General features: G+C 71.2%; 18 protein-coding genes. 13 read left to right on the top strand and 5 right to left on the bottom strand.

All coding sequences use genetic code 11. From position 1 onward, the window contains the following. The first annotated feature begins 74 nt into the window (after positions 1–74). From AB5J49_RS31410 to nudC, 3 genes are all read left to right on the top strand, one after another. A complete protein-coding gene (locus tag AB5J49_RS31410; RefSeq protein WP_369172240.1) occupies positions 75–3,752 on the top strand; it encodes an ATP-dependent helicase in 3,678 nt (1,225 codons plus the stop codon). 10 nt (positions 3,753–3,762) lie between these two features. Continuing rightward, on the top strand, positions 3,763–5,166 hold the full coding sequence (locus tag AB5J49_RS31415) for a dipeptidase (protein WP_369172241.1): 1,404 nt from the start codon (positions 3,763–3,765) through the stop codon (positions 5,164–5,166). Between the two features lie 156 nt (positions 5,167–5,322). Then, complete coding sequence (nudC, locus tag AB5J49_RS31420) at positions 5,323–6,264, top strand: NAD(+) diphosphatase (RefSeq protein WP_369172242.1); 942 nt, start codon at positions 5,323–5,325, stop codon at positions 6,262–6,264. A gap of 80 nt (positions 6,265–6,344) precedes the next feature. Here nudC and AB5J49_RS31425 read toward each other — a convergent pair whose 3' ends face one another. Continuing rightward, positions 6,345–6,587 carry a mycoredoxin gene (locus AB5J49_RS31425; RefSeq protein WP_030052474.1) on the bottom strand — a complete coding sequence of 81 codons (243 nt, stop codon included), beginning with the start codon at positions 6,585–6,587 and terminating at the stop codon, positions 6,345–6,347. A gap of 185 nt (positions 6,588–6,772) precedes the next feature. Here AB5J49_RS31425 and AB5J49_RS31430 point away from each other — a divergent pair, with 185 nt between their 5' ends. The 5 genes from AB5J49_RS31430 (at position 6,773) to AB5J49_RS31450 (ending at position 10,675) form a co-directional block, all read left to right on the top strand. Continuing rightward, complete coding sequence (locus AB5J49_RS31430; RefSeq protein WP_369172243.1) at positions 6,773–8,971, top strand: ATP-dependent DNA helicase UvrD2; 2,199 nt, start codon at positions 6,773–6,775, stop codon at positions 8,969–8,971. Positions 8,972–9,136: 165 nt separating this feature from the next. Further along, complete coding sequence (locus tag AB5J49_RS31435) at positions 9,137–9,463, top strand: hypothetical protein (protein WP_369172244.1); 327 nt, start codon at positions 9,137–9,139, stop codon at positions 9,461–9,463. 175 nt (positions 9,464–9,638) lie between these two features. Then, on the top strand, positions 9,639–10,007 hold the full coding sequence (locus AB5J49_RS31440) for a WhiB family transcriptional regulator (RefSeq protein ID WP_369172245.1): 369 nt from the start codon (positions 9,639–9,641) through the stop codon (positions 10,005–10,007). Then, positions 10,004–10,327 carry a hypothetical protein gene (locus AB5J49_RS31445; protein ID WP_369172246.1) on the top strand — a complete coding sequence of 108 codons (324 nt, stop codon included), beginning with the start codon at positions 10,004–10,006 and terminating at the stop codon, positions 10,325–10,327. The genes AB5J49_RS31440 and AB5J49_RS31445 overlap by 4 nt, the downstream gene beginning before the upstream one ends. 138 nt (positions 10,328–10,465) lie before the next feature. Next, positions 10,466–10,675, top strand: a complete 210-nt coding sequence (locus AB5J49_RS31450; RefSeq protein WP_369172247.1) for a hypothetical protein — start codon at positions 10,466–10,468, stop codon at positions 10,673–10,675. Positions 10,676–10,681: 6 nt separating this feature from the next. Here AB5J49_RS31450 and AB5J49_RS31455 read toward each other — a convergent pair whose 3' ends face one another. Continuing rightward, complete coding sequence (locus tag AB5J49_RS31455) at positions 10,682–12,052, bottom strand: ABC1 kinase family protein (protein ID WP_369172248.1); 1,371 nt, start codon at positions 12,050–12,052, stop codon at positions 10,682–10,684. Beyond that, positions 12,045–13,265, bottom strand: coding sequence for a TOMM precursor leader peptide-binding protein (locus AB5J49_RS31460; protein WP_369175328.1), 1,221 nt, complete (start codon positions 13,263–13,265; stop codon positions 12,045–12,047). The genes AB5J49_RS31455 and AB5J49_RS31460 overlap by 8 nt, the downstream gene beginning before the upstream one ends. 302 nt (positions 13,266–13,567) lie before the next feature. Between AB5J49_RS31460 and AB5J49_RS31465 the strand changes: the two genes are divergently transcribed. The 4 genes from AB5J49_RS31465 to AB5J49_RS31480 all read left to right on the top strand — a co-directional run bounded on the left by AB5J49_RS31465 (position 13,568) and on the right by AB5J49_RS31480 (position 17,543). Beyond that, on the top strand, positions 13,568–14,164 hold the full coding sequence (locus AB5J49_RS31465; protein ID WP_369172249.1) for a M48 family metallopeptidase: 597 nt from the start codon (positions 13,568–13,570) through the stop codon (positions 14,162–14,164). Between the two features lie 156 nt (positions 14,165–14,320). Then, a complete protein-coding gene (locus AB5J49_RS31470; RefSeq protein ID WP_369172250.1) occupies positions 14,321–16,078 on the top strand; it encodes a TerD family protein in 1,758 nt (585 codons plus the stop codon). A gap of 11 nt (positions 16,079–16,089) precedes the next feature. Further along, the gene (locus AB5J49_RS31475) at positions 16,090–16,770 is read left to right on the top strand and encodes an AIM24 family protein (protein ID WP_369172251.1); all 681 of its coding nucleotides are present in this window, start codon (positions 16,090–16,092) and stop codon (positions 16,768–16,770) included. A gap of 17 nt (positions 16,771–16,787) precedes the next feature. Then, positions 16,788–17,543, top strand: a complete 756-nt coding sequence (locus AB5J49_RS31480) for an AIM24 family protein (protein WP_369172252.1) — start codon at positions 16,788–16,790, stop codon at positions 17,541–17,543. A 183-nt stretch (positions 17,544–17,726) separates the two neighbouring features. Here the strand turns inward: AB5J49_RS31480 and AB5J49_RS31485 are convergent, their stop codons facing one another. Beyond that, positions 17,727–18,254 carry an NUDIX hydrolase gene (locus tag AB5J49_RS31485; RefSeq protein WP_369172253.1) on the bottom strand — a complete coding sequence of 176 codons (528 nt, stop codon included), beginning with the start codon at positions 18,252–18,254 and terminating at the stop codon, positions 17,727–17,729. Beyond that, complete coding sequence (locus tag AB5J49_RS31490; protein WP_369172254.1) at positions 18,251–19,699, bottom strand: zinc-dependent metalloprotease; 1,449 nt, start codon at positions 19,697–19,699, stop codon at positions 18,251–18,253. The genes AB5J49_RS31485 and AB5J49_RS31490 overlap by 4 nt, the downstream gene beginning before the upstream one ends. A gap of 192 nt (positions 19,700–19,891) precedes the next feature. Here AB5J49_RS31490 and AB5J49_RS31495 point away from each other — a divergent pair, with 192 nt between their 5' ends. Beyond that, on the top strand, positions 19,892–21,010 hold the full coding sequence (locus tag AB5J49_RS31495) for an SDR family oxidoreductase (protein ID WP_369172255.1): 1,119 nt from the start codon (positions 19,892–19,894) through the stop codon (positions 21,008–21,010). Positions 21,011–21,071: the final 61 nt, after the last annotated feature.

A 21,071-nucleotide genomic window follows, 5' to 3' on the forward strand; every position in this document is an offset into this window, starting at 1 on the left:
GCTGACCTGCGCTTCTCCCGGCCCGAGGGCCGATCCGGCATCCACTGTCAGTGCCCGCGGCTAGCCTCTCTGAGGTGTCCGCCCGTATCACCGATCCCGGTCAGCTCAAGGAGCTCCTCGGCATCCCGTTCACCCCGGAGCAGACGGCCTGCATCATCGCGCCGCCCGCCCCGCAGGTGATCGTTGCCGGAGCCGGGTCGGGCAAGACGACGGTGATGGCGGCCCGTGTGGTGTGGCTGGTCGGGACCGGCCAGGTCGCCCCCGAGCAGGTCCTCGGCCTGACCTTCACCAACAAGGCGGCCGGTGAACTCGCCGAGCGCGTCCGCAAGGCGCTCATCAAGGCCGGCGTCACCGACCCCGACGTCATCGACCCGGACAACCCGCCGGGCGAGCCGGTGATCTCGACGTACCACGCCTTCGCGGGCCGCCTGCTGACCGACCACGGCCTGCGCATCGGCCTGGAACCGACGTCCCGCCTGCTCGCCGACGCCACCCGCTACCAGCTCGCCGCACGCGTGCTGCGCGAGTCCCCGGGCCCGTACCCGGCCCTCACCCGCTCCTTCGCCGACCTGGTCAGCGACCTTCTCACCCTGGACGCCGAGCTCGCCGAGCACCTCGTACGGCCCGAGGCCCTGCGCGCGTACGACGCCGAACTGCTGCTCACCCTCCAGGGCGCCAAGCTCACCAACGCCGATCTGCGCAAGGTCCCCGAGACGGCCGCCGCCCGCCGCGAACTCGCCGAGCTGGTGGTCCGCTACCGCGCCGCCAAGAGGGAGCGCGATCTGCTGGACTTCGGCGACCAGATCGCCCTGTCGGCGCAGCTCGCCCGGATCCCCGAAGTGGGCCGCGTCCTGCGCGACGAGTTCCGCGTGGTCCTCCTCGACGAGTACCAGGACACGTCCGTCGCCCAACGCGTCCTGCTGGCGGGCCTGTTCGGGGGAGGCACCGGCCATCCGGTGACCGCCGTCGGCGACCCCTGCCAGGCGATCTACGGCTGGCGCGGCGCCTCCGTCGCCAACCTCGACGACTTCCCCGAGCACTTCGCCTGCACCGACGGCCGCCTCGCCGCCCGCCAGGCGCTCAGCGAGAACCGCCGCAGCGGCGGCCGCCTCCTCGACCTCGCCAACGGCCTCGCGGAGCCCCTGCGCGCCATGCACGCGGGCGTGGAGGCCCTCCGCCCGGCCCCCGGAGCCGAACGCGACGGCACCGTCCGCTGCGCGCTGCTGCCCACCCACGCGGAGGAGATGGACTGGCTCGCCGACTCCATCGCCCATCTCGTGAACACCGGCAAGGCGCCCGGCGAGATCGCCGTCCTGTGCCGTACGGCGACCGACTTCGCCGAGATCCAGGCCGCGCTCGTCGCCCGTGATGTCCCCGTCGAGGTCGTCGGCCTGTCCGGGCTGCTCCACCTCCCCGAGGTCGCCGACCTGGTCGCCGTCTGCGAGGTCCTCCAGGACCCCGGCGCCAACGCCTCCCTGGTCCGCCTCCTCACCGGCCCGCGCTGGCGCATCGGCCCGCGCGACCTCGCCCTCCTGGGGCGCCGCGCACGGCAGCTGGTGTCCTACGCGCGCGTGGACGGCGACGACGACCCGGACCGCCGGCTCGCCGCGGCCGTCGAGGGGGTCGACCCCGCCGAGGTGATCTCGCTCGCGGACGCCCTCGACACGTTTCTGGAGACGCCGCTCGACGGCGACGGGGACGACGATGGCCTGCCTTTCTCGCCGGACGCGCGTGTGCGGTTCGCCCGCCTGGCCACCGAACTGCGCGACCTGCGCCGCTCCCTGTCCGACCCGCTGATGGACGTCCTGCACCGTGTCCTCGCCGTCACCGGCCTGGAGGTCGAACTCTCGGCCTCCCCGCACGCCCTGGCCGCCCGCCGTCGCGAGACCCTGTCCAACTTCCTCGACATCGCTGCCTCGTTCGCGGCCGGCGACAACCAGGCGACTCTGCTCGCCTTCCTCGCCTTCCTGCGCACCGCCGCCCAGTACGAGAAGGGCCTCGACAACGCCCTCCCCGGCGGCGAGAACACCGTCAAGGTGCTCACCGCGCACAAGTCCAAGGGCCTGGAGTGGGACGTCGTCGCCGTCCCCGGCCTGGTCACCGGAACCTTTCCCAGCACCCAGGGCCGCGAGAAATGGACCGCCCAGGGCAAGGTGCTCCCGCACGAGCTGCGCGGCGACGCCGACACGCTCCCCGACGTCTCCTCTTGGGACTCCCGCGGTCTGAAGGCCTTCCACGAGGCCATGAAAGACCACCAGCACACCGAGGAACTCCGGCTCGGCTACGTCACCTTCACCCGCCCCCGCTCCCTGCTCCTCGGCTCCGGCCACTGGTGGGGCCCGAGCCAGAAGAAGCCCCGCGGACCCTCCGACTTCCTGCAGGCCCTGTACGACCACTGCGCGGCCGGTCACGGCGAGATCGAGGCGTGGGCCGACGAGCCTGCCGAGGACGAGGTGAACCCGGCTCTGCACCGGGAGTCCGCCGACCAGGTCTGGCCGCTGCCCCTCGACGAGGCCGCCCTGGCGCGACGCCGCGCGGCCGCCGAGACGGTCCTGGCCCACCTGGAGAACCTCGCCTCCCACGAGGACGGCCACCCCGCCGCGACCCACGACCCGGACACCTACGACGATCCGGACTGGCCTCCGCCCCCGGACGACGAAGCGCTCTCCGAGGGGTTCTCCGAGGAGAGCGATCCCTTTGAGGACGATCCGTTCGAGGGTGATCCGTTCGCGGGCGAGGCCTTCGAGGACGGTCCTTTCGACAACGGCTCCTTCGACAACGGCTCCTTCGACAACGGCTCCTTCGACAACGGCTCCTTCGACAACGGCTCCTTCGACGACGGCCCCTTCGAGAACGACCGCCGGTTCGAGGAGGGCCGCCGGTTCGAGGAGGGCCGCCACGATCGGGACGCCCGGACCACGGACCGCCCGACCGTCCCGCACCAGGCGACGTCCCCGGAACCCCCCGCCGAACCACCGGCACGTCCCCGTCCCACGGAGCCGGAACCTCTCACCCCGGAGGAGGCCCGCGCCATCGCCTCCTGGGACCGCGACCTCGACGCCCTCACCGGAGAGCTCCTGCGCGCCCGCGCGAGCGTCACCGACGTACCCCTGCCCGCGTCGCTGACCGCGTCCCAGCTGCTGCGGCTGGCCGCTGACCCGGACGGGTTCGCGCAGGAACTCGCGCGCCCCATGCCGCGCCCTCCACAACCCGCCGCACGCCGAGGCACCCGATTCCATGCCTGGGTCGAGGCCCGCTTCGAAGAGCTGACGCTGCCCATGCTCGAGCCGGAGGACCTGCCCGGCAGCGAGGCGGAGATCGCCGACGAGCGCGACCTGGAGGCCCTCAAGGACGCCTTCGAGCGCACCGAGTACGCGCACCGCACGCCGTACCGGGTCGAGGCCCCGTTCCAGCTCGCGATCGCCGGCCGGGTCGTACGGGGCCGTATCGACGCCGTCTACAGGGCCGGCGACGGTGACGGGGCGACGTACGAGATCGTCGACTGGAAGACCAATCGCACCCGCACCGCCGACCCGCTCCAGCTCGCCCTGTACCGGCTTGCCTGGGCCGAGCAGCAGGGTGTGCCCCTGGAGTCGGTCGACGCCGTGTTCCTGTACGTCCGCAGCGGTGAGGTCGTACGCCCGGAGGGTCTGCCGGGCCGGGCCGCGCTGGAGCGGCTGCTGACTCAGGAGCCGGTCGCGCAGGCGGACTGTGAGGAACCGCCCAATCAGGATGTCGGTGCGGGCCGATAGGCTCGTGACCATGAGCCAGACCCCGGACAGCGCCGTCCGCACGTACATCGAGCAGCATCGCGCCGCCTTCCTCGACGCCCTCGCCGAGTGGCTGCGCATCCCCTCCGTGTCGGCCCAGCCCGACCACGCTCCCGACGTACGCCGCAGCGCCGACTGGCTCGCCGCCAAGCTCGAGGAGACCGGCTTCCCGACCACCGAGGTCTGGCCGACCCCGGGCGCGCCCGCCGTCTTCGCCGAGTGGCCCTCCGACGATCCCGAGGCGCCCACGGTCCTCGTCTACGGCCACCACGACGTGCAGCCCGCCGCCCGCGAGGACGGCTGGGACAGCGAGCCCTTCGAGCCCGTCGTCCGAGAAGGGCGCCTCTACGCGCGCGGGGCGGCCGACGACAAGGGCCAGGTGTTCTTCCACACACTCGGCGTCCGCGCCCACCTCGCCACCACCGGCCGCACCACCCCGGCGGTGAACCTGAAGCTGCTGATCGAGGGCGAGGAGGAGTCCGGCTCCCCGCACTTCCGCGCCCTCGTCGAGGAGCACGCCGAGCGGCTCGCGGCCGACGCCGTGATCGTGTCCGACACCGGCATGTGGTCCGAGGACACCCCCACCGTGTGCACCGGCATGCGCGGTCTCGCCGAGTGCGAGATCCGGCTGTACGGCCCCGACCAGGACATCCACTCCGGCTCCTTCGGCGGCGCCGTCCCCAACCCGGCGACCGCCGCCGCCCGCCTCGTCGCCGCCCTGCACGACGACCACGCGCGCGTGGCGATCCCCGGCTTCTACGACGGCATCGTCGAACTGACCGACCGCGAGCGCGAGCTCTTCGCCGAGCTGCCCTTCGACGAGCAGCAGTGGCTGCGCACCGCCAAGTCCTACGCCACCCAGGGCGAGGCCGGCCACACCACCCTGGAGCGCATCTGGGCCCGCCCCACCGCCGAGGTCAACGGCATCGGCGGTGGCTACCAGGGCCCCGGCAGCAAGACGATCATCCCGTCCTCCGCCATGGTGAAGCTCTCCTTCCGGCTGGTCGCGGGACAGGACCCCGGCCACATCGAGAAGGCCGTCCGCGCCTGGGCCGACGCTCAGGTGCCCGCCGGGATCCGGTGCGAGATCACGTTCAGCGGGGCCACGCGCCCGTGCCTGACGCCGCTGGACCACCCGGCCCTGCAGTCCGTCGTACGCGCCATGGGCCGCGCCTTCGAGGGGCCCGTCCGCTTCACGCGCGAGGGCGGCTCGGGGCCCGCCGCCGACCTCCAGGACGTCCTCGACGCTCCCGTGCTCTTCCTCGGCATCTCCGTCCCCTCCGACGGCTGGCACGCCCCGAACGAGAAGGTCGAGCTCGACCTCCTCCTCAAGGGCGTGGAGACCACCGCATACCTGTGGGGGGACCTCGCCGCGAACTGGCGCCATGAGCCCTGAGCGCCCCCGGCCGTCCGGAGCGCCATTGCGCGCGGGGCACACTGAGAAGGCCGCCCCGCACCGCCGAGCCCTGCCGGACCCGGTCGCCTCCCGTCGTACGTCCCGCCGATCCGCCCGCCGAAGTACACCGTTTCACTGGGGGAGTTGGAAGCACCCGTGACCACCTGGACCGACCACACCGCCGACCGACCCATCTCGCTCACCGCCCCGAGCGGCATCGACCGCGCCGCCCACCACCGGCTCGACGAGGCCTGGCTCGCGGCTGCGTGGAGCCACCCCACGACCCGCTGCTTCGTGGTCTCCGGCGGCCAGGTCCTCCTCGACGAGACGGCGGACGGACGCACCGAACTCGTCATGACCCCCTCGTTCGAGGCCCCCCTCACCGAGGCGCACCGCTACTTCCTCGGCATCGACGAGGACGGCGTCAGCTACTTCGCCCTCCAGAAGGACGCGCTGCCCGGCCGTATCGACCAGTCCGCGCGCCCGGCCGGCCTGCGCGAGGCGGGCCTGCTGCTGTCGCCGCGCGACGCGGGCCTGATGGTGCACGCCGTCGGCCTGGAGAACTGGCAGCGCACCCACCGCTTCTGCTCCCGCTGCGGTGAGCGCACCGTGATCGCCGCGGCCGGCCACATCCGCCGCTGCTCCGCCTGCGGCGCCGAGCACTACCCGCGCACCGACCCCGCCGTGATCATGGCCGTCACCGACGAGGACGACCGCATCCTCCTCGGTCGCCAGGTGCACTGGCCCGAGGGCCGCTTCTCGACACTCGCCGGCTTCGTCGAGCCCGGGGAGTCCATCGAGCAGACGGTGCGCCGCGAGGTCTTCGAGGAGGCCGGGGTCACCGTCGGCCAGGTCGAGTACGTCGCCAGCCAGCCGTGGCCCTTCCCGTCCAGCCTCATGCTGGGCTTCATGGCCCGCGCCACCACCACCGAGGTCAATGTCGACGGCGATGAGATCCACGAGGCCCGCTGGTTCTCCCGCGAGGAACTGCGCGCCGCCTTCGACTCGGGCGAGGTCCTGCCGCCGTACGGCATCTCGATCGCGGCCCGCCTGATCGAGCTCTGGTACGGCAAGCCACTGCCGACGCGCAGCGTCTGAGCGTAAAAGGAAGAGGGTGGCCGCCCGACTCGGGCGGCCACCCTCTTCCTTTTACGTCGATCACACGCCGATCTTCTGCTTCAGACGCTGATCTTCTGCTTCACCTGAGCCAGCGACGGGTTCGTCAGCGTCGAACCGTCCGCGAAGAGCACGGTCGGGACCGTCTGATTTCCGCCATTCGCCTTCTCGACGAACGCCGCGGACTCGGGGTCCTGCTCGATGTTGATCTCGGTGTACGCGATGCCCTCGCGCTCCAGCTGCTTCTTCAGCCGCTGGCAGTAGCCGCACCATGTGGTGCTGTACATCGTCACAGTGCCCTGCATGTCTCGCGCGCTCCTTGGGTGGCTCGGGGGAACAGCTCGTCCAGGGAGAGAACGCACGCGACCGGGGCGCCATTCCCACCCGGGGTATGCCCGGTCACGTGACGCCTGCCGCATTAGTACGACTATCACTGCCTGCCTGTGGACAACCGGCACAGCTGCCTCCGGCGACCTGGCAGCATGGCGGTGTGACAGCAGCAACGCACTCCACCCTTTTCCCGCAGGTACCGGACTCGGCCGACGCGGTGCTCGAAGGGCTCGACCCCGAGCAGCGCGAGGTGGCCACCGCCCTGCACGGTCCGGTGTGCGTGCTCGCGGGCGCCGGTACGGGCAAGACACGAGCGATCACCCACCGCATCGCCTACGGGGTGCGCTCCGGCATCCTCCAGCCCTCCAGCGTGCTCGCCGTCACCTTCACCAACCGCGCCGCGGGCGAGATGCGCGGCCGGCTGCGCCAGCTCGGCGCCGCCGGAGTCCAGGCCCGTACGTTCCACTCGGCCGCCCTGCGCCAGCTTCAGTACTTCTGGCCGAAAGCAGTCGGCGGCTCCCTGCCCCGGCTCGTCGACCGCAAGATCCAGCTCGTCGCCGACGCGGCCGCCGCCTGCCGCATCCGCCTCGACCGCAACGAGCTGCGGGACGTCACCGCCGAGATCGAGTGGTCCAAGGTCACCCAGACCGTCCCCACCGACTATCCGCCCGCCGCGGCGAAGGCGGGCCGCGAAGCCCCCCGCGACCCGGCCGAGATCGCCCAGATCTACAACGTCTACGAGGACCTCAAGCGGGACCGCTCGCTCATCGACTTCGAGGACGTCCTGCTGCTCACCGTCGGCATCCTCCAGGACCGGCACGACATTGCCGACCAGGTCCGCTCCCAGTACCAGCACTTCGTGGTCGACGAGTACCAGGACGTCAGCCCGCTCCAGCAGCGCATGCTGGAGCTGTGGCTCGGCGACCGTGACACCCTGTGCGTGGTCGGCGACGCCAGCCAGACGATCTACTCGTTCACAGGAGCAACTCCCGACCATCTGCTCGACTTCCGCACCCGCCACCCTGGCGCCACCGTCGTCAAGCTGGTGCGCGACTACCGCTCCACCCCCCAGGTGGTCCATCTCGCCAACGGCCTGCTCGCCCAGGCCAGGGGCCGCGCCGCCGACCACCGCCTGGAGCTGATCTCCCAGCGCGACCCCGGCCCCGAGCCCGTCTACACCGAGTACACGGACGAGCCCGCCGAGGCAGAGGGCGCCGCCCGTCGCATCCGGGAACTCATGGACTCCGGCGTCCCGGCCGGCGAGATCGCCGTCCTGTTCCGTACGAACTCCCAGTCCGAGACCTACGAACAGGCCCTGGCCGACGCGGGCGTCCCCTACCAGCTGCGGGGTGCCGAGCGGTTCTTCGACCGTCCAGAGGTGCGCAAGGCGGGTGTCGCCCTGCGAGGCGCGGCCCGCTTCGGCGGCAACGACTCGCTCCTCGACGACGTCGTCGATCTGCCCTCGCAGGTGCGTGCCGTGCTGTCGGGGGAGGGCTGGACGACCGAACCCCCGGCCGGCTCCGGCGCCGTCAGAGATCGCTGGGAGTCCCTGGCCGCCCTGGTGAACCTCGCTCAGGACTTCACCGCGGCCAAACCCGGCGCCACCCTCGCCGACCTCGTCGCCGAGCTCGACGAACGGGCGAACGCCCAGCACCCCCCGACCGTCCAGGGCGTGACCCTTGCCTCTCTGCACTCGGCCAAGGGCCTGGAGTGGGAGGTCGTCTTCCTGGTCGGTGTCGCCGAGGGCATGATGCCGATCACCTACGCAAAGACCGACGAGCAGATCGAGGAGGAACGCCGCCTCCTCTATGTCGGCGTCACCCGCGCCCGGCAGCACCTCCATGTCTCCTGGTCCCTCAGCCGCGCGCCCGGCAGCCGGCCCAACCGCCGCCCGAGCCGCTTCCTCGACGGTTTGCGCCCCGGCTCGGCCGCCACCGCCGGCCGCACCGCCGTCGGCGGCGGTTCCGGAGGCATCGAGCGCGGCTTCACGAGCAGACCGGATGTCGCCCCGAGGCGGAGGCAGCGCGCCCCGGCCCGCTGCCGCGTCTGCGGGCGCACGCTCACCGACGCCGGTGAGATGAAGCTGATGCGCTGCGAGGACTGCCCCTCCGACATGGACGAGGGCCTCTACGAACGGCTCCGCGAGTGGCGCGCGGTTCAGGCCCGGCTCAGTGGGCAGCCGGACTTCTGCATCTTTACGGACAGGACCCTGATGGCCATCGCCGAAGCGGAGCCAACCAGTCCGGTTGAGCTGTCCCGTATCTCCGGTGTCCTCAAGCGCAAGCTCGAGCACTACGGAGCCGATGTGCTGGCCATCTGTGCAGGCCAGGAGGTTGGCGAGGCCGCCGACGGGGAATGACACGAACTCGTCGAAAAAATAGTTTGCGCATGCCCCGGCAATCCCCATAGGTTCTTAGCCACGGGGACGGAGGCCTTCTCGGAGGCCCCAATTCCGTGTTCTACTTGCATACCCGTCGGACTGGTTCACCCCAGTCCCCTTAGACGCCGAGAGGAGGCGAGTCCAGTGATCAGCATCAACACCAGCTCCATCAGCATCGTGAAAATGACCGATCGTTCGGTCGTCGCCTCCCTGTGCATGCTCGGCGTCTCCAACAAGGGCACCGGTCTGTCCGGCATTCGTGCCGCGCGTCCGGCGTCCGCCCTGTCTCTCGCGGGTCTCCCTGTCCGCGAGGGCAATGAGCGACCGACCAAGGCACTGGAAGCGGCAGTAGTGGCACAGGCCAAGGCCTATGCCTTTACGGCGACCGGTGCCGGATTCCGGAAGCAGACGACGCAGCACCACCAGATGTGGGCCTTCCGTGGGCCAGAACCCTGGAGTGATCCAGCCTGATTGTCGATCAGGCCGGCGCCTTCAGGGCCGCGGAACCCCATCCGGGATCCGCGGCCCTTCTGTTTGTCCCCCAACGGGGATGACGGAGCGAAGGGGCCTCGGGACAAGAAAAGACCCGGTACCAGCCGCCACCCGGCCCCACAGGGCCGGAACGACCAGACGAGGAAGACGAACCGTGCAACTCGAAGCGCACGCCCCGTCCGTACCGCCTTCAGACGTGATCCCCAAGCCCGGCCTCACGGAGGACCCCACCTTGATCCCGCTCACTGCGCTCACCGCGCTCGACGACGCCATCGAGAACCTCGGCGTACCCGTCCCCTGCCGCTCCTACGACCCGGAGGTCTTCTTCGCCGAGTCGCCGGCGGACGTCGAGTACGCCAAGTCCCTCTGCCGTACCTGCCCGCTGGTCGAGGCCTGCCTCGCCGGTGCCAAGGAGCGGCGTGAGCCCTGGGGCGTCTGGGGTGGCGAGCTGTTCGTCCAGGGTGTCGTCGTCGCCCGGAAGCGGCCCCGTGGTCGCCCGCGCAAGAACCCGGTTTCGGCATGAACATCGCAGGAACGATCGACCGTCCCTTCACGCACGACCCCCAGAAGCAGGCCCCGATGAAGCCGTCCACCTACGAGCACGCAGGCTCCGCGCCTGAAGACTTCACCACAAGTGGCGCGAACGACTCGCGTCAGAACAGGAACCGAGAGATGCAACTCATCCAAGAAGCCCTGGCACGTGCGCATATGCACGAGCGACAGCACGCGGCAGAGCAGGAACGCCGGGCCGTGCGCCTGGCGACCGCTCGCCGTATGCAGCGCAGGGCCGAGCGCGCCTCGAAGCGCGCCCGCCGTGCGATCGCCATGGCAGTCATGCAGTAACCGACCAAGCCGCCAAGCGGTGGTGGCCTCCCGACTCGGGAGGCGGTAGCTCCCCGCGGGGGCCGGTCCGTGCGAACGGACCGGCCCCCGCGGTGCGTTGTACCCACCGATCGGTCAGGGCGGCGTTATCGTCGGCGAGTGACGAGTCTTCCCGGAGGCAGTGACAACGGCGGCTCCGCCAGGGAGCCCCAGCCCTTCGTGTGCGCCCGCTGCGGCGCCCAGGCCAAGGCCCCGCAGCCCACTTGGACCTGCTCCGTGGAGAACGGCATTCGCCACTACATCTGCGACTCCTGCTCCCGGGAGAACCTCAGGGCGATCGAGGGGCGACTGGACTCGGCCTGGTGGTAGGGCCGCTCACGCCTCCGCCGCCGACTCCTCCTCGTCCGTCAGATCCTCCGGGAGGAACCCCGGCAGCCACTCCTCCAGTTCCTGGCGCAGTCGTACCGTCGCGCCCAGCTGGCACAGCACCCCGATGGTGCTCAACGTCACCCGGTGGATGAGCAGGTACGCCGGGGGCAGATTCAGCCGTTTGCCCAATTGGTGGGCAGGGGAGCGGGGGTCGGCCACACGGGCGGCCTGGCTGCGCATCCAGCCGCGGGTGAAGGTGAACTCGTCGACCTGCGCCGGTTCGATGATCGGCAGGAGGTAGTCGAGGACGGCGTCGGGGTCCAGGTCTATTGATTCCTTGACGAAGCCCTCGGTGCAGAGGAGTTCGTAGACGGCTTCCGCTTCGCCGTCCAGGGTCATGCGCAGGGAGTCGCCGATGGGGGTCGGCAGCCCGCCGGGGAGGCGGTCTACCGTGCCGAAGTCCAGGACGCCGAGCCGCCAGTCGTCCTCGCCGTCCGGGCCGCCCGGTAGGAGGCGAAAGTTGCCCGGGTGCGGGTCGGCGTGCAGGAGGCCGGTGCGGGCCGGGCCGGAGAAGAGGAAGCGGGCCAGCAGCTGGCCGGCGCGGTCGCGCTGCTCCTGGGTGCCGTCCGAGATCACCTCTGAGAGCGGGATGCCGTCGATCCACTCCGTGATCAGGACCTGCTCGCTCTGGTGGACCACCGCCGGCACGACGACGTCCGGATCGTCGGCGAATTCCTCCGCGTGCGCCTGCTGGGCCTGGGCCTCCAGGCCGTAGTCCAGCTCTTCGGAGACCCGGTCCCTGAGTTCCGCGATCAGCGGCTTGATGTCCATGCCAGGAATCAGCGGACCCAACAGTCGGGCAAACCGGCTCAGTTGTGTCAGGTCGGACAGCAGGGCCTCGCCGGCTCCCGGGTACTGCACCTTGACCGCCACCTCACGGCCGTCGTGCCACACACCCCGGTGCACCTGGCCGATCGAGGCCGCCGCGGCGGGCTTGTCCTCGAACTCCAGGAACAGGTCGTGCCAGTCCTCGCCGAGCCGCTCCGCCAGCACCGTGTGCACGGTGCGCGTCGGCATCGGAGGTGCCGCCTCCTGCAGCTTGGTGAGCGCCGCGCGGTAGGGGCCGGCGATCTCCTCGGGCAGGGCGGACTCGAAGACGGACAGGGCCTGGCCGAACTTCATCGCGCCGCCCTTGAGCTCGCCGAGCACCTTGAACATCTGCTCGGCGGTGCGCTGCTGCAGCTCGCGCCCGACGATCTCCGCGGACTCGCCGACGATCCGCTTGCCGAGTCCCCAGGTCGCCCGCCCGGCGAAGCCGAGCGGGAGCGCGGCGAGCTTGGCGGTACGGGTGACCGCCTTGCGGGGAAGATCAGACATGCGCCCTCCAGGTCCCAGCCAGCCGCTCTGCGTCTGCCTTACGGCGTAACTCCTTCGGCGGCCGTTGCTCCGCCATTGTCTCGTGTGAACCCTCCTCCTCGGAGGGGTGTTCTCCCTCACCTTTCTGCGTGGCGCCGCACGGGCATGCGGGATGTGCCCACACCGGCCGGGCGTGCCAGCTCAGACCAGGTAGGGACACCTCCCAGCGTGCACCCGCACTCGACGGAATCCGGCCGTCCAGGAAGGCCAGGGCGTGCGCGGCGGCCAACCCGGCGACCGTGGTGGCCAGCGTCAGATCGCAGGGCCGCACCTCGCGCGTCCTTCCCGAGCCCGAGCGCCACTGCGCGACCAGGCGGGGCCAGGCCGGGTCCCGATCGGTGCGCCCCTCGTTCAGGCAGCCCGCGCAGCCGGTCTCGCCGGGCAGGACGAGTGGGCCGAGAACCCCGGTTCCCTCCACGACGCCGGCGTACAGATGGGGCGTACCGGAAGCGATGAGGGGTTCGGCGGCGGACGGGGAGGGCGCGTGCACGGCGACGTCGTCCCGCGGGGCGATGATCACCAGGGAGTGGCCCGCGCCGCCCTCCCCGGGAGGTTCCTTGGGGCCGCGGCGCGGTGGGCGGTCCGGTGCCGAGCGGCGGGCGGCCCGTCGCGCGGCCTCGTCCCTGCGGTCGCCGACCGCCTCCCCGGGCAGCCCGCCCGGCGCCACGTCCCACGGCTCGACCCGGCCGACGTCGCGCACGTCGACCTCACCGACCCCCGCGCCCGACAGCAGGGAGGCCACCACCGCACCCACCCGTCCGGCCCCCCTCACCTGCACGCGCAGTGAGCGGCGGGCGGCCAGGCGGTCGATCGCCTCGCCCGGCTCGGACACGGTCAGGGACAGAGAGGCCAGATCCGGGCGCAGCCGGTCCAGGACCTCCTTCTTGCGGCGCAGGGCGTCGGCGGCCGGGCCGCCTCCCTTCGCGTCGTCGAGCAGTCCGGCCCGCGCCAGTCGCCGGACCAGCCCCTCGACATGCCCGTCCGGCAGATCCATGCGGCGGCCCTCTTCGCGCAGAAGCTCCAGTCCGCGGGTGCCGTTGAGCAGGTCGAGGAAGCTGCCCGTCGCCGTGTCCATCGGGCCCAGCGTCAGTGCGTGCGCCGGAGTCATCCCGAACTGCACGGTATTGAGATCCCGCCAGCCGCGCCTGAGCGCGGGCTTCACCACTGGAGCCAGCGGAACCGTCGTGTCCGCCGGACCTGCCCGATCTACCGGACCTGCTGAACCTGCCAGAACTGTCGAATCCGTCGCTTGCATGAACAGGCCCCCGTAGCCGTCGTGGAACGTCCCCGTGTGCCGGTGGAGCGCGGTCGTAGCTCCGCCGGCGACTGCCAGCATGCCCCGACGCGGCGCCGCGTGCCGAAAGTTGTCCACAGGCGGTGGATATTCGTCGTACAAATCAAACGCATGGTGGGGGATCGGCATCGAACCGTCCCGGAGTCGGGACTTCCCCCATGTGCAGCGGGTAACGTCGGGGCGTGTCCGCCGACCCACTGCACCGTGCCGGAACGCCACAGCGCAGTACGACGAGCCCGCCGACGAGCGGCTCGGGGGCGAGCGCGATCGAGGTCCGCAGGAGTGCCCGGCGCCGCCGGACGGTCTCGGCGTACCGCGAGGGCGATCGCACCGTCGTGCTCATCCCCGCCCGGATGTCCGAGGCCGAGGAGCAGCGCTGGGTCAACGTCATGCTCGACAAGCTGGCCGCCCAGGAGAGCAAGCAGGTCCTCGGCGACGTCGAACTGGCAGAGCGCGCCGAGCAGCTGTCGGCCCAGTACTTCGACGGCCGTGCCCGGCCCAGTTCGGTCCGCTGGGTCACCAATCAGAACACACGCTGGGGCTCGTGCACCCCGGCCGAGGGCAGTATCCGTCTTTCGCATCGCCTGCAGGGCATGCCCGAGTACGTCGTCGACTACGTCCTCCTGCACGAGCTCGCGCATCTTCTGGTGCCCGGACACGGGCCCCGCTTCTGGCGGCTGCTGGAGGGCTATCCCCGCACCGAGCGGGCGAAGGGTTACCTGGAAGGGGTGGTTGCCGCCGAGCGATTGCCCCATGTGCCCGGCGTGCGCGGCGAGTGACCGCTCTTTGAGGCGACGCCCCCCCCGGAGGCAGTACTTCCGGTACGTCTGGGCGGGGGTTGTGTACCGGGTCTGTACCGGCTTCGTCCGATGTCGGAGTTAGCCGTTAGCCTGGCGCGACGCATTCACATTCGGGATGGGGGACGGTCGTTACGCATGGCCAGGGAATTCCAACGCGGCCACAAGGCCAGGATCAGTGACCTCACCGCGGGCACGGATCTGTACGTAGGTGTGCAGATCTCGGCCCCAGGGCTGACCTTCGACATCAGCTGCTTCGGTCTCGACGCCGATGAACGGCTCTCGGACGACCGCTACTTCGTCTTCTTCAACCAGCCGAAGTCCCCCGAGGAGTCCATCCAGCTCCTCGGCACCCAGGCCGGCGACACGGAGTCCTTCCGGGTCACGCTCGACAAGATCCCCCCGCAGATCCACAAGCTGTCCTTCACGGCGACGATCGACGGCGCCGGACAGATGTCGCAGATCGCCCCCGGATACGTCCGGATCGTCGCCGGCGGCGAAGAAGTGGCCCGCTACTCCTTCAACGGCTCCGAGTTCTCCACCGAACGCGCCGTGATGCTGGGCGACTTCTACCTCAAGGACGTCTGGCGGTTCGCGGCCGTCGGGCAGGGCTTCGACGGCGGCCTGGATGCGCTGCTGAGGAACTTCGGCGGCGAGGTCGCCGAGGAGGAGACGCCCCCCGCCCCGCCGCAGCCCCAGCAGCCTCAGTCGGGTGCGGCTCCGGGCTTCGCGCCGCCCGCGTTCGGCGCCCCGGCCGCCGCGGCAGCGGCTCCTGCGCCCGCTCCGGTTCCCGCGCCTGCTCCGGCCCCCGCACCGCAGCCCGCCGCCCAGGGTTTCGCTCCCCCACCCGGGTCCACGCCGCCGCCCCCGGCCCCCGCGCCTTCGGTGCACGCCCAGCCCACCATCGTCGCGCCCATGACGCCGCCCGGCGGCGCTCCGCCGCCCCCCGCCCCGGCGCCCGCGCCCTACGGCCAGCCGGCTCAGCAGCCGCCCTACGGCCAGCCCGGGCAGCAGGCCCCGTACGGCCAGGCTCCCGCTCCGACCGCCCCGCCGCCCCCCGGCTACGCCCAGCCCCATGCCCCGCAGGCACCGCCTCCGCCGCCCGGTTACGGCCAGCCGACCCCGCCTCCGGGCTACGGCCAGCAGCCCCCCTACGGGCAGGTCCCGGGCCAGCAGGCGCCGTACGGAGCCCCGCAGGGCGCACCCCAAGGTGTTCCTCAAGGCGCACCCCAGGGCCCCGGCGTGGCCGCGGCGCTCCAGCAGTTCAAGGAGACGCCCACCGGCCAGCGCTGGACGCAGCAGAACAAGAAGATGGTCCGCGTCGACCTCGGCATCGGCGGTCACCCCGTGCTGGCCCGGCAGGGCAGCATGGTGCTCTATCAGGGCAAGGTCGACTTCAGTTACAAGGGCGCCGGATTCGCCGGCCGGATCGTGGGCAACGCGACCGGCCAGGAGATGCAGCTGATGCGCTGTACCGGCCAGGGCCAGGTGTTCCTCGCCGAGAACTCCACGATGCTGCACCCCATCGAGCTCCAGGGCGACGGCATCTGTGTCTCCGCGGAGAACGTCCTCGCCTTCGACGAGAGCCTCCAGTACGAGGTCCGCCGCATCGAGGGACACGGCATTCCCGGCGGCGCGCTGTTCACGATGCAGTTCACGGGCACCGGCACGATCGTCGTCAAGACGCACGGTACGCCCGTGGTGCTGCCGGTCACGCCCACGACGTTCGCCGACGCCAACGCCGTGGTCGCCTGGTCCTCCGCCGCCCAGGTGGTCGTCTCCAGCCAGGTGCGGATGCGCCGCAACGCCTACCCCGGTGACACCGGCGAGAGCGTGAACCTCCAGTTCCGCGCGGCGCCCGGCAACTTCATCGTCGTCCAGCCGTACGAGATCTGAGGGAGTCCGTCATGAACCAGCCACTCGCGGGCTTCGCTCCCGCACCCGTCACCGCCCGCATGGAGAACCACGGCAACCACATGGCGAAGGTCGCCATGCAGACCGGGAACGACCTCTTCGCGCGCGTGGGCTCGATGGTCGCGTACGAGGGCTTCGTCCAGTACGAGCCCAACCCGCCGGCCGTGCGCCAGATCGCCAAGGACTGGATGACCGGCGAGGGCGCGCCCCTGATGAAGTGCTCCGGCGACGGACTGCTCTACCTCGCCGACTACGGCGCCAACGTCGTCGTCATCAACCTCAACGGCGACGGCATCTCCGTCAACGCCACCAACCTGCTCGCCTTCGACGCCCATCTGACGTGGGGCGTCGAGCGCGTGAAGGGCCTGGCGAAGTTCGCCGGGCAGGGCCTGTGGAACACCAAGATCTCCGGGCAGGGCTGGGTCGCGCTGACCTCCCGGGGCAAGCCCATCGTCGTCGACTGCGGCGGCGGCGAGGACGAGACGTACGTCGACCCGGACGCGCTCGTCGCCTGGTCGCCGAACCTCAAGGTCAAGGGCAAGCGCAGCTTCAAGGCGCAGTCGCTCATCGGCCGGGGCAGTGGCGAGGCCTACCAGATGGCCTTCTCCGGCCAGGGCATCGTCGTCGTCCAGCCCAGCGAGGACAGCACCGACCGTCTCCGGGTCCGGGGCTGAGGGGGAGCCAGAACGCCATGCAGAGTCCACTTTTCGCCTACAACGACCAGCAGACCCAAGACCGCTGGAGCCTGCAGAACAAGCAGATGCTCCGCGTCACCCTGGAGGGCCACGACGACATCCTCGCCCGCAAGGGCACGATGGTCGCCTACCAGGGCCTGGTCGAGTTCGACGCCGAGTACCAGAGCAACCAGCAGGGACGTGCGCGTGCGCACACCGGCGAGGGCCTCGACCTCATGCGCTGCCACGGGCAGGGCACGGTCTACCTCGCCAACCTCAAGCAGCACGTCCACGTGGTGGAGGTGGAGCAGGACGGGCTGACCGTCGACAGCAGCTATGTGCTGGCGATGGACTCCTCCCTGCATCACGAGGTCATCGCCGTGGACAGCCTCTACGGCATCTCCGGCTCCGGGAAGTACCAGCTCAACATCACCGGGCGCGGCAAGGTCGCCCTGATGACCTCGGGCATGCCGCTGATGCTGCAGGTGACGCCCGACAAGTACGTCAACTGTGACGCCGACGCGATCGTCGCCTGGTCGACGAGCCTGCGCGTCCAGATGCAGGCCCAGACGCACTCCTCCGGAGTGTGGCGGCGCCGCGGCAGCACCGGTGAGGGCTGGGAGCTCAGCTTCATGGGCAGCGGTTACGCGATCGTCCAGCCCAGCGAGCTGCTGCCACCGCAGAACGCCCAGATCGGCTCGGGCCTCGCCGCGCAGTACGGCATGGGGCAGCAGGGGGCCCGGGGGCAGAACCAGGGCAACGTCTGGAGCTGATCGCTCCGCGGGCAGGGCCGCAAGCCGCATGCGGGTCGTGTGCGGCTGGTCGCGCCCACGCGGCGGAGCCGCAGATCAGACACGGCCCCGCGCCCCTTCCGGGGCCGCGGCCACTGCCCGGAGATGGGTAACCGGACTTGGGTAAGGGGCGACTGCCTAGAGCGGCCGTCCCTTACCCATGCCTCAAGCTGCGAGCCTCGCCCGCGTCGCCTCCAGCAGCCGTACGACCGACTCGTCGGCCACCTCCGGCACCTCGTCGTAGGCGAACCAGCGCACGTCCAGCGACTCCTCGCTGACCGCGTGCTCGGCGTCCCGCGGCGCCAGGACCGCGTACTGGACGTCGAAGTGACAGTGGCACGGTGGCGGGATCGGATGCCGGTCGAGGAGCACCGGGCCGCCCGGCAGCAGCGTCAGGCCCGCGACGCCGGACTCCTCCGTGGCCTCGCGCAGAGCCGCCGCCTCGAGGGAGGCGTCCGTCGGCTCGCAGTGGCCGCCCATCTGCAGCCACATGCGCAGCTTCTTGTGCAGAGTGAGCAGCACGCGCCCGCGCGCGGGGTCGATCACGAGGGCGCTGGCCGTGATGTGGCCGTCCCCGCAGGCCTTCCACAGGCCGTCCGGGTGGGTGTCCAGATGCTCCAGGTAGGCCTGGCGCAAATCTTCCTGGTCCTCGTACCCCTTCAGTACGAGGACCGCGTCGTCGTACAGGCTCACTCGGTGCCGTCGCCCTTGTCGTCGCCCTTGTCGTCGTCCTTCTTCAGGTCCGGCTTCCCGGTGGAGCCGCCCGCCGCCTCGCCGAGCATCTTGTCCAGCTCGGAGAAGTCGATCTGCTCGCGGTGCACGAAGCCGTCCGGGTCGTCCAGGTCGGTGGCCGTTGGCAGCATGTCCGGGTGGGCCCACAGCGCGTCCCGGCCGTCGACACCGCGCGCGTCGGTGAGCGAGGCCCACAGACGGGAGGCGTCGCGCAGGCGGCGCGGGCGCAGCTCCAGGCCGATCAGCGTGGCGAACGTCTGCTCCGCCGGACCGCCCGAGGCGCGGCGGCGGCGCAGCGTCTCGCGCAGGGCGTCCGCGGACGACAGGCGCGGCTTGGCGGCGGCGTGCACCACCGCGTCCACCCAGCCCTCGACGAGCGCCAGAGCGGTCTCCAGGCGGGCCAGGGCCGCCTTCTGCTCCGGCGTGTCCTCCGGCTGGAACATGCCCTGCTGCAGAGCGTCCTGCAGCTGCTCCGGGTTCTGCGGGTCGAACTGGCCGACCACGTCCTCCAGCTTGGCCGTGTCGACCTTGATCCCGCGCGCGTAGCCGTCGACCGCGCCGAACAGGTGCGAGCGCAGCCACGGCACGTGCGCGAACAGGCGCTGGTGGGCCGCCTCGCGCAGGGCGAGATACAGCCGCACCTCCTCCTTGGGCACGCCCAGGTCCTTGCCGAACGTCTCGATGTTCACCGGCAGCAGCGCGGCCTTGCCGGCAGGGCCGAGCGGCAGGCCGATGTCGGTGGAGCCGACGACCTCGCCCGCGAGCACACCGACGGCCTGCCCGATCTGCGTGCCGAACATGGCGCCGCCCATCGAGCGCATCATGCCGATCAGCGGGCCGGCCATGGCCTGCATCTCCTCCGGCAGGACGTCGCCCATGGCGGTGCCGACGCGCTCGGCGACCGGGTCGACGAGTTCCTTCCAGGCCGGCAGGGTCGCCTCGACCCACTCCGCGCGGGACCACGCCACCGCGGAGCCCGCGCCGGACGGCAGGGACGTCGCGTCGTCGAGCCACAGGTCGGCCAGACGGACGGCTTCCTCGACGGCGGTGCGCTCGGCGGGGCCGACGCTCGCGTCCTTGGTGCCGTCCGCGGTGCCCTGGGAGACCGTCTGGCGGGCGATCTGCTTGGCCATGTCCCAGTTCACGGGGCCGCCCTCATAGGAGAGCATCTGCCCCAGTTGCTGGAACGCGGCGCCCAGGTCGGAGGGGTTCAGCGAACCGAACATGGCAGCGAACGGATTGTCCGCGCCGGGGCCGCCAAAGCCCCCGGCACCGGGCAGCCCGCCGAAACCGAACGGGTTGGCCGGACCCTGACCACCACCGCTCTGCTGGTCCTTCTTCTTGCCCTCGTCGCCGTCGTCCGGCTCCTCCGGCGGAAGGCCGAATCCGAATGGGGTGTCACTCACGGGATTCCTCGGCTGGTAAGGCCGCCGGTTGGCACCGGCGGCGCGGCTGCCCGATAACACCACCCAGCGTAGACACCACGAGCCGATCGGGCCTCGGTGCTTCGCCGACTCTTGGCCTGCGGCAGGATGGATGCCACCTGGTACGGACGCGTCACTCGCGTTCCTACTGAAGACAACCGCTGGAGACGCCCGGTGAGTTCCCCTGATCCGCAGGTTCGCGCAGCGCGAAACCAGTCAACCCCTCCTGCGCGCGGCGTGCGCGGGCCCGTAGTCGCGGTGACCGGTGCCGCGTCCGGTATCGGCGCGCTGCTCACCGAGCGGCTGGCCGCCTCGGACGAGGTCAAGCAGGTCATCGCCATCGATGAGCGGCGCGGTGAGTGTGCGGCGGCGCAGTGGCACATTCTGGATGTGCGGGATCCGGCGATCGCGGAGAAGCTGCGGGGCGCCGACGTGGTCGTACATCTGGCGCTCGACCTGGATCTGGAGACGGATTCCGCCGCGCGGACGGCGTACAACGTTCGGGGGACGCAGACCGTGCTGACGGCCGCGGCGGCGGCCGGGATCCACCGGGTCGTGCTGTGTACCTCGGCGATGGTCTACGGGGCGCTGCCGGACAACGAGCTGCCGTTGTCCGAGGACGCGGAGCTGCGGGCGACGGCGGAGGCCACCGGGGTCGGAGATCTGCTGGAGATCGAGCGCCTCGCGCGAAGGGCCCCCCGGGCCCACCCCGGACTTAATGTCACCGTTGTCCGGCCCGCGGTGCTCGTGGGCGGTACCGACACCGCGCTGACCAGGTACTTCGAGTCGCCTCGGCTGCTCGTCGTCGCCGGTTCGCGGCCTGCCTGGCAGTTCTGTCATGTCGAGGACCTGTGCAGCGCCCTGGAGTACGCCGTCCTGGAGAAGGTCGAAGGGGAACTCGCCGTCGGATGCGACGGCTGGCTGGAACAGGAGGAGGTCGAGGAGCTCAGCGGGATCCGGCGGATGGAGCTGCCGTCCGCGGTCGCGCTGGGCGCGGCGGCCCGGCTGCACCGGATCGGTCTGACGCCCTCTCCGGCCGGGGACCTGGCGTACACGATGTACCCCTGGGTGGTGAGCGGGAGCCGGCTCCACGACGCGGGGTGGCGGCCGCAGTGGACCAACGAGGAAGTGCTCGCGGAACTGCTGGAGGAGGTCTCCGGACGGCACACGGTCGCCGGACGGCGGCTCGGACGCAAGGACGCGACGGCGGCCGGTGCCGCCGGCGCGACGGTGGCCCTGCTGGGCGCGGCGGCGGTGGTGCGGCGGGCGCGGAAGGCCCGGCGGCGAATCTGAGCGGCCGAGGGATCACCACCCTCGGGTAGGTGCGGCCGACGGGCTCACTCCCCGGCATGTG

Source organism: Streptomyces sp. R28, assembly GCF_041052385.1.
In the GTDB taxonomy this organism is placed as follows: Bacteria; Actinomycetota; Actinomycetes; order Streptomycetales; family Streptomycetaceae; genus Streptomyces.

Excerpts from the sequence above, each read along its gene's own strand:
- AB5J49_RS31415 (WP_369172241.1), top strand. The coding sequence starts at position 3,763 with ATGAGCCAGACCCCGGACAGCGCCGTCCGCACGTACATCGAGCAGCAT.
- AB5J49_RS31425 (WP_030052474.1), bottom strand. The coding sequence starts at position 6,587 with ATGCAGGGCACTGTGACGATGTACAGCACCACATGGTGCGGCTACTGC.
- AB5J49_RS31445 (WP_369172246.1), top strand. The coding sequence starts at position 10,004 with ATGAACATCGCAGGAACGATCGACCGTCCCTTCACGCACGACCCCCAG.
- AB5J49_RS31455 (WP_369172248.1), bottom strand. The coding sequence starts at position 12,052 with ATGTCTGATCTTCCCCGCAAGGCGGTCACCCGTACCGCCAAGCTCGCC.
- AB5J49_RS31470 (WP_369172250.1), top strand. The coding sequence starts at position 14,321 with ATGGCCAGGGAATTCCAACGCGGCCACAAGGCCAGGATCAGTGACCTC.
- AB5J49_RS31475 (WP_369172251.1), top strand. The coding sequence starts at position 16,090 with ATGAACCAGCCACTCGCGGGCTTCGCTCCCGCACCCGTCACCGCCCGC.
- AB5J49_RS31480 (WP_369172252.1), top strand. The coding sequence starts at position 16,788 with ATGCAGAGTCCACTTTTCGCCTACAACGACCAGCAGACCCAAGACCGC.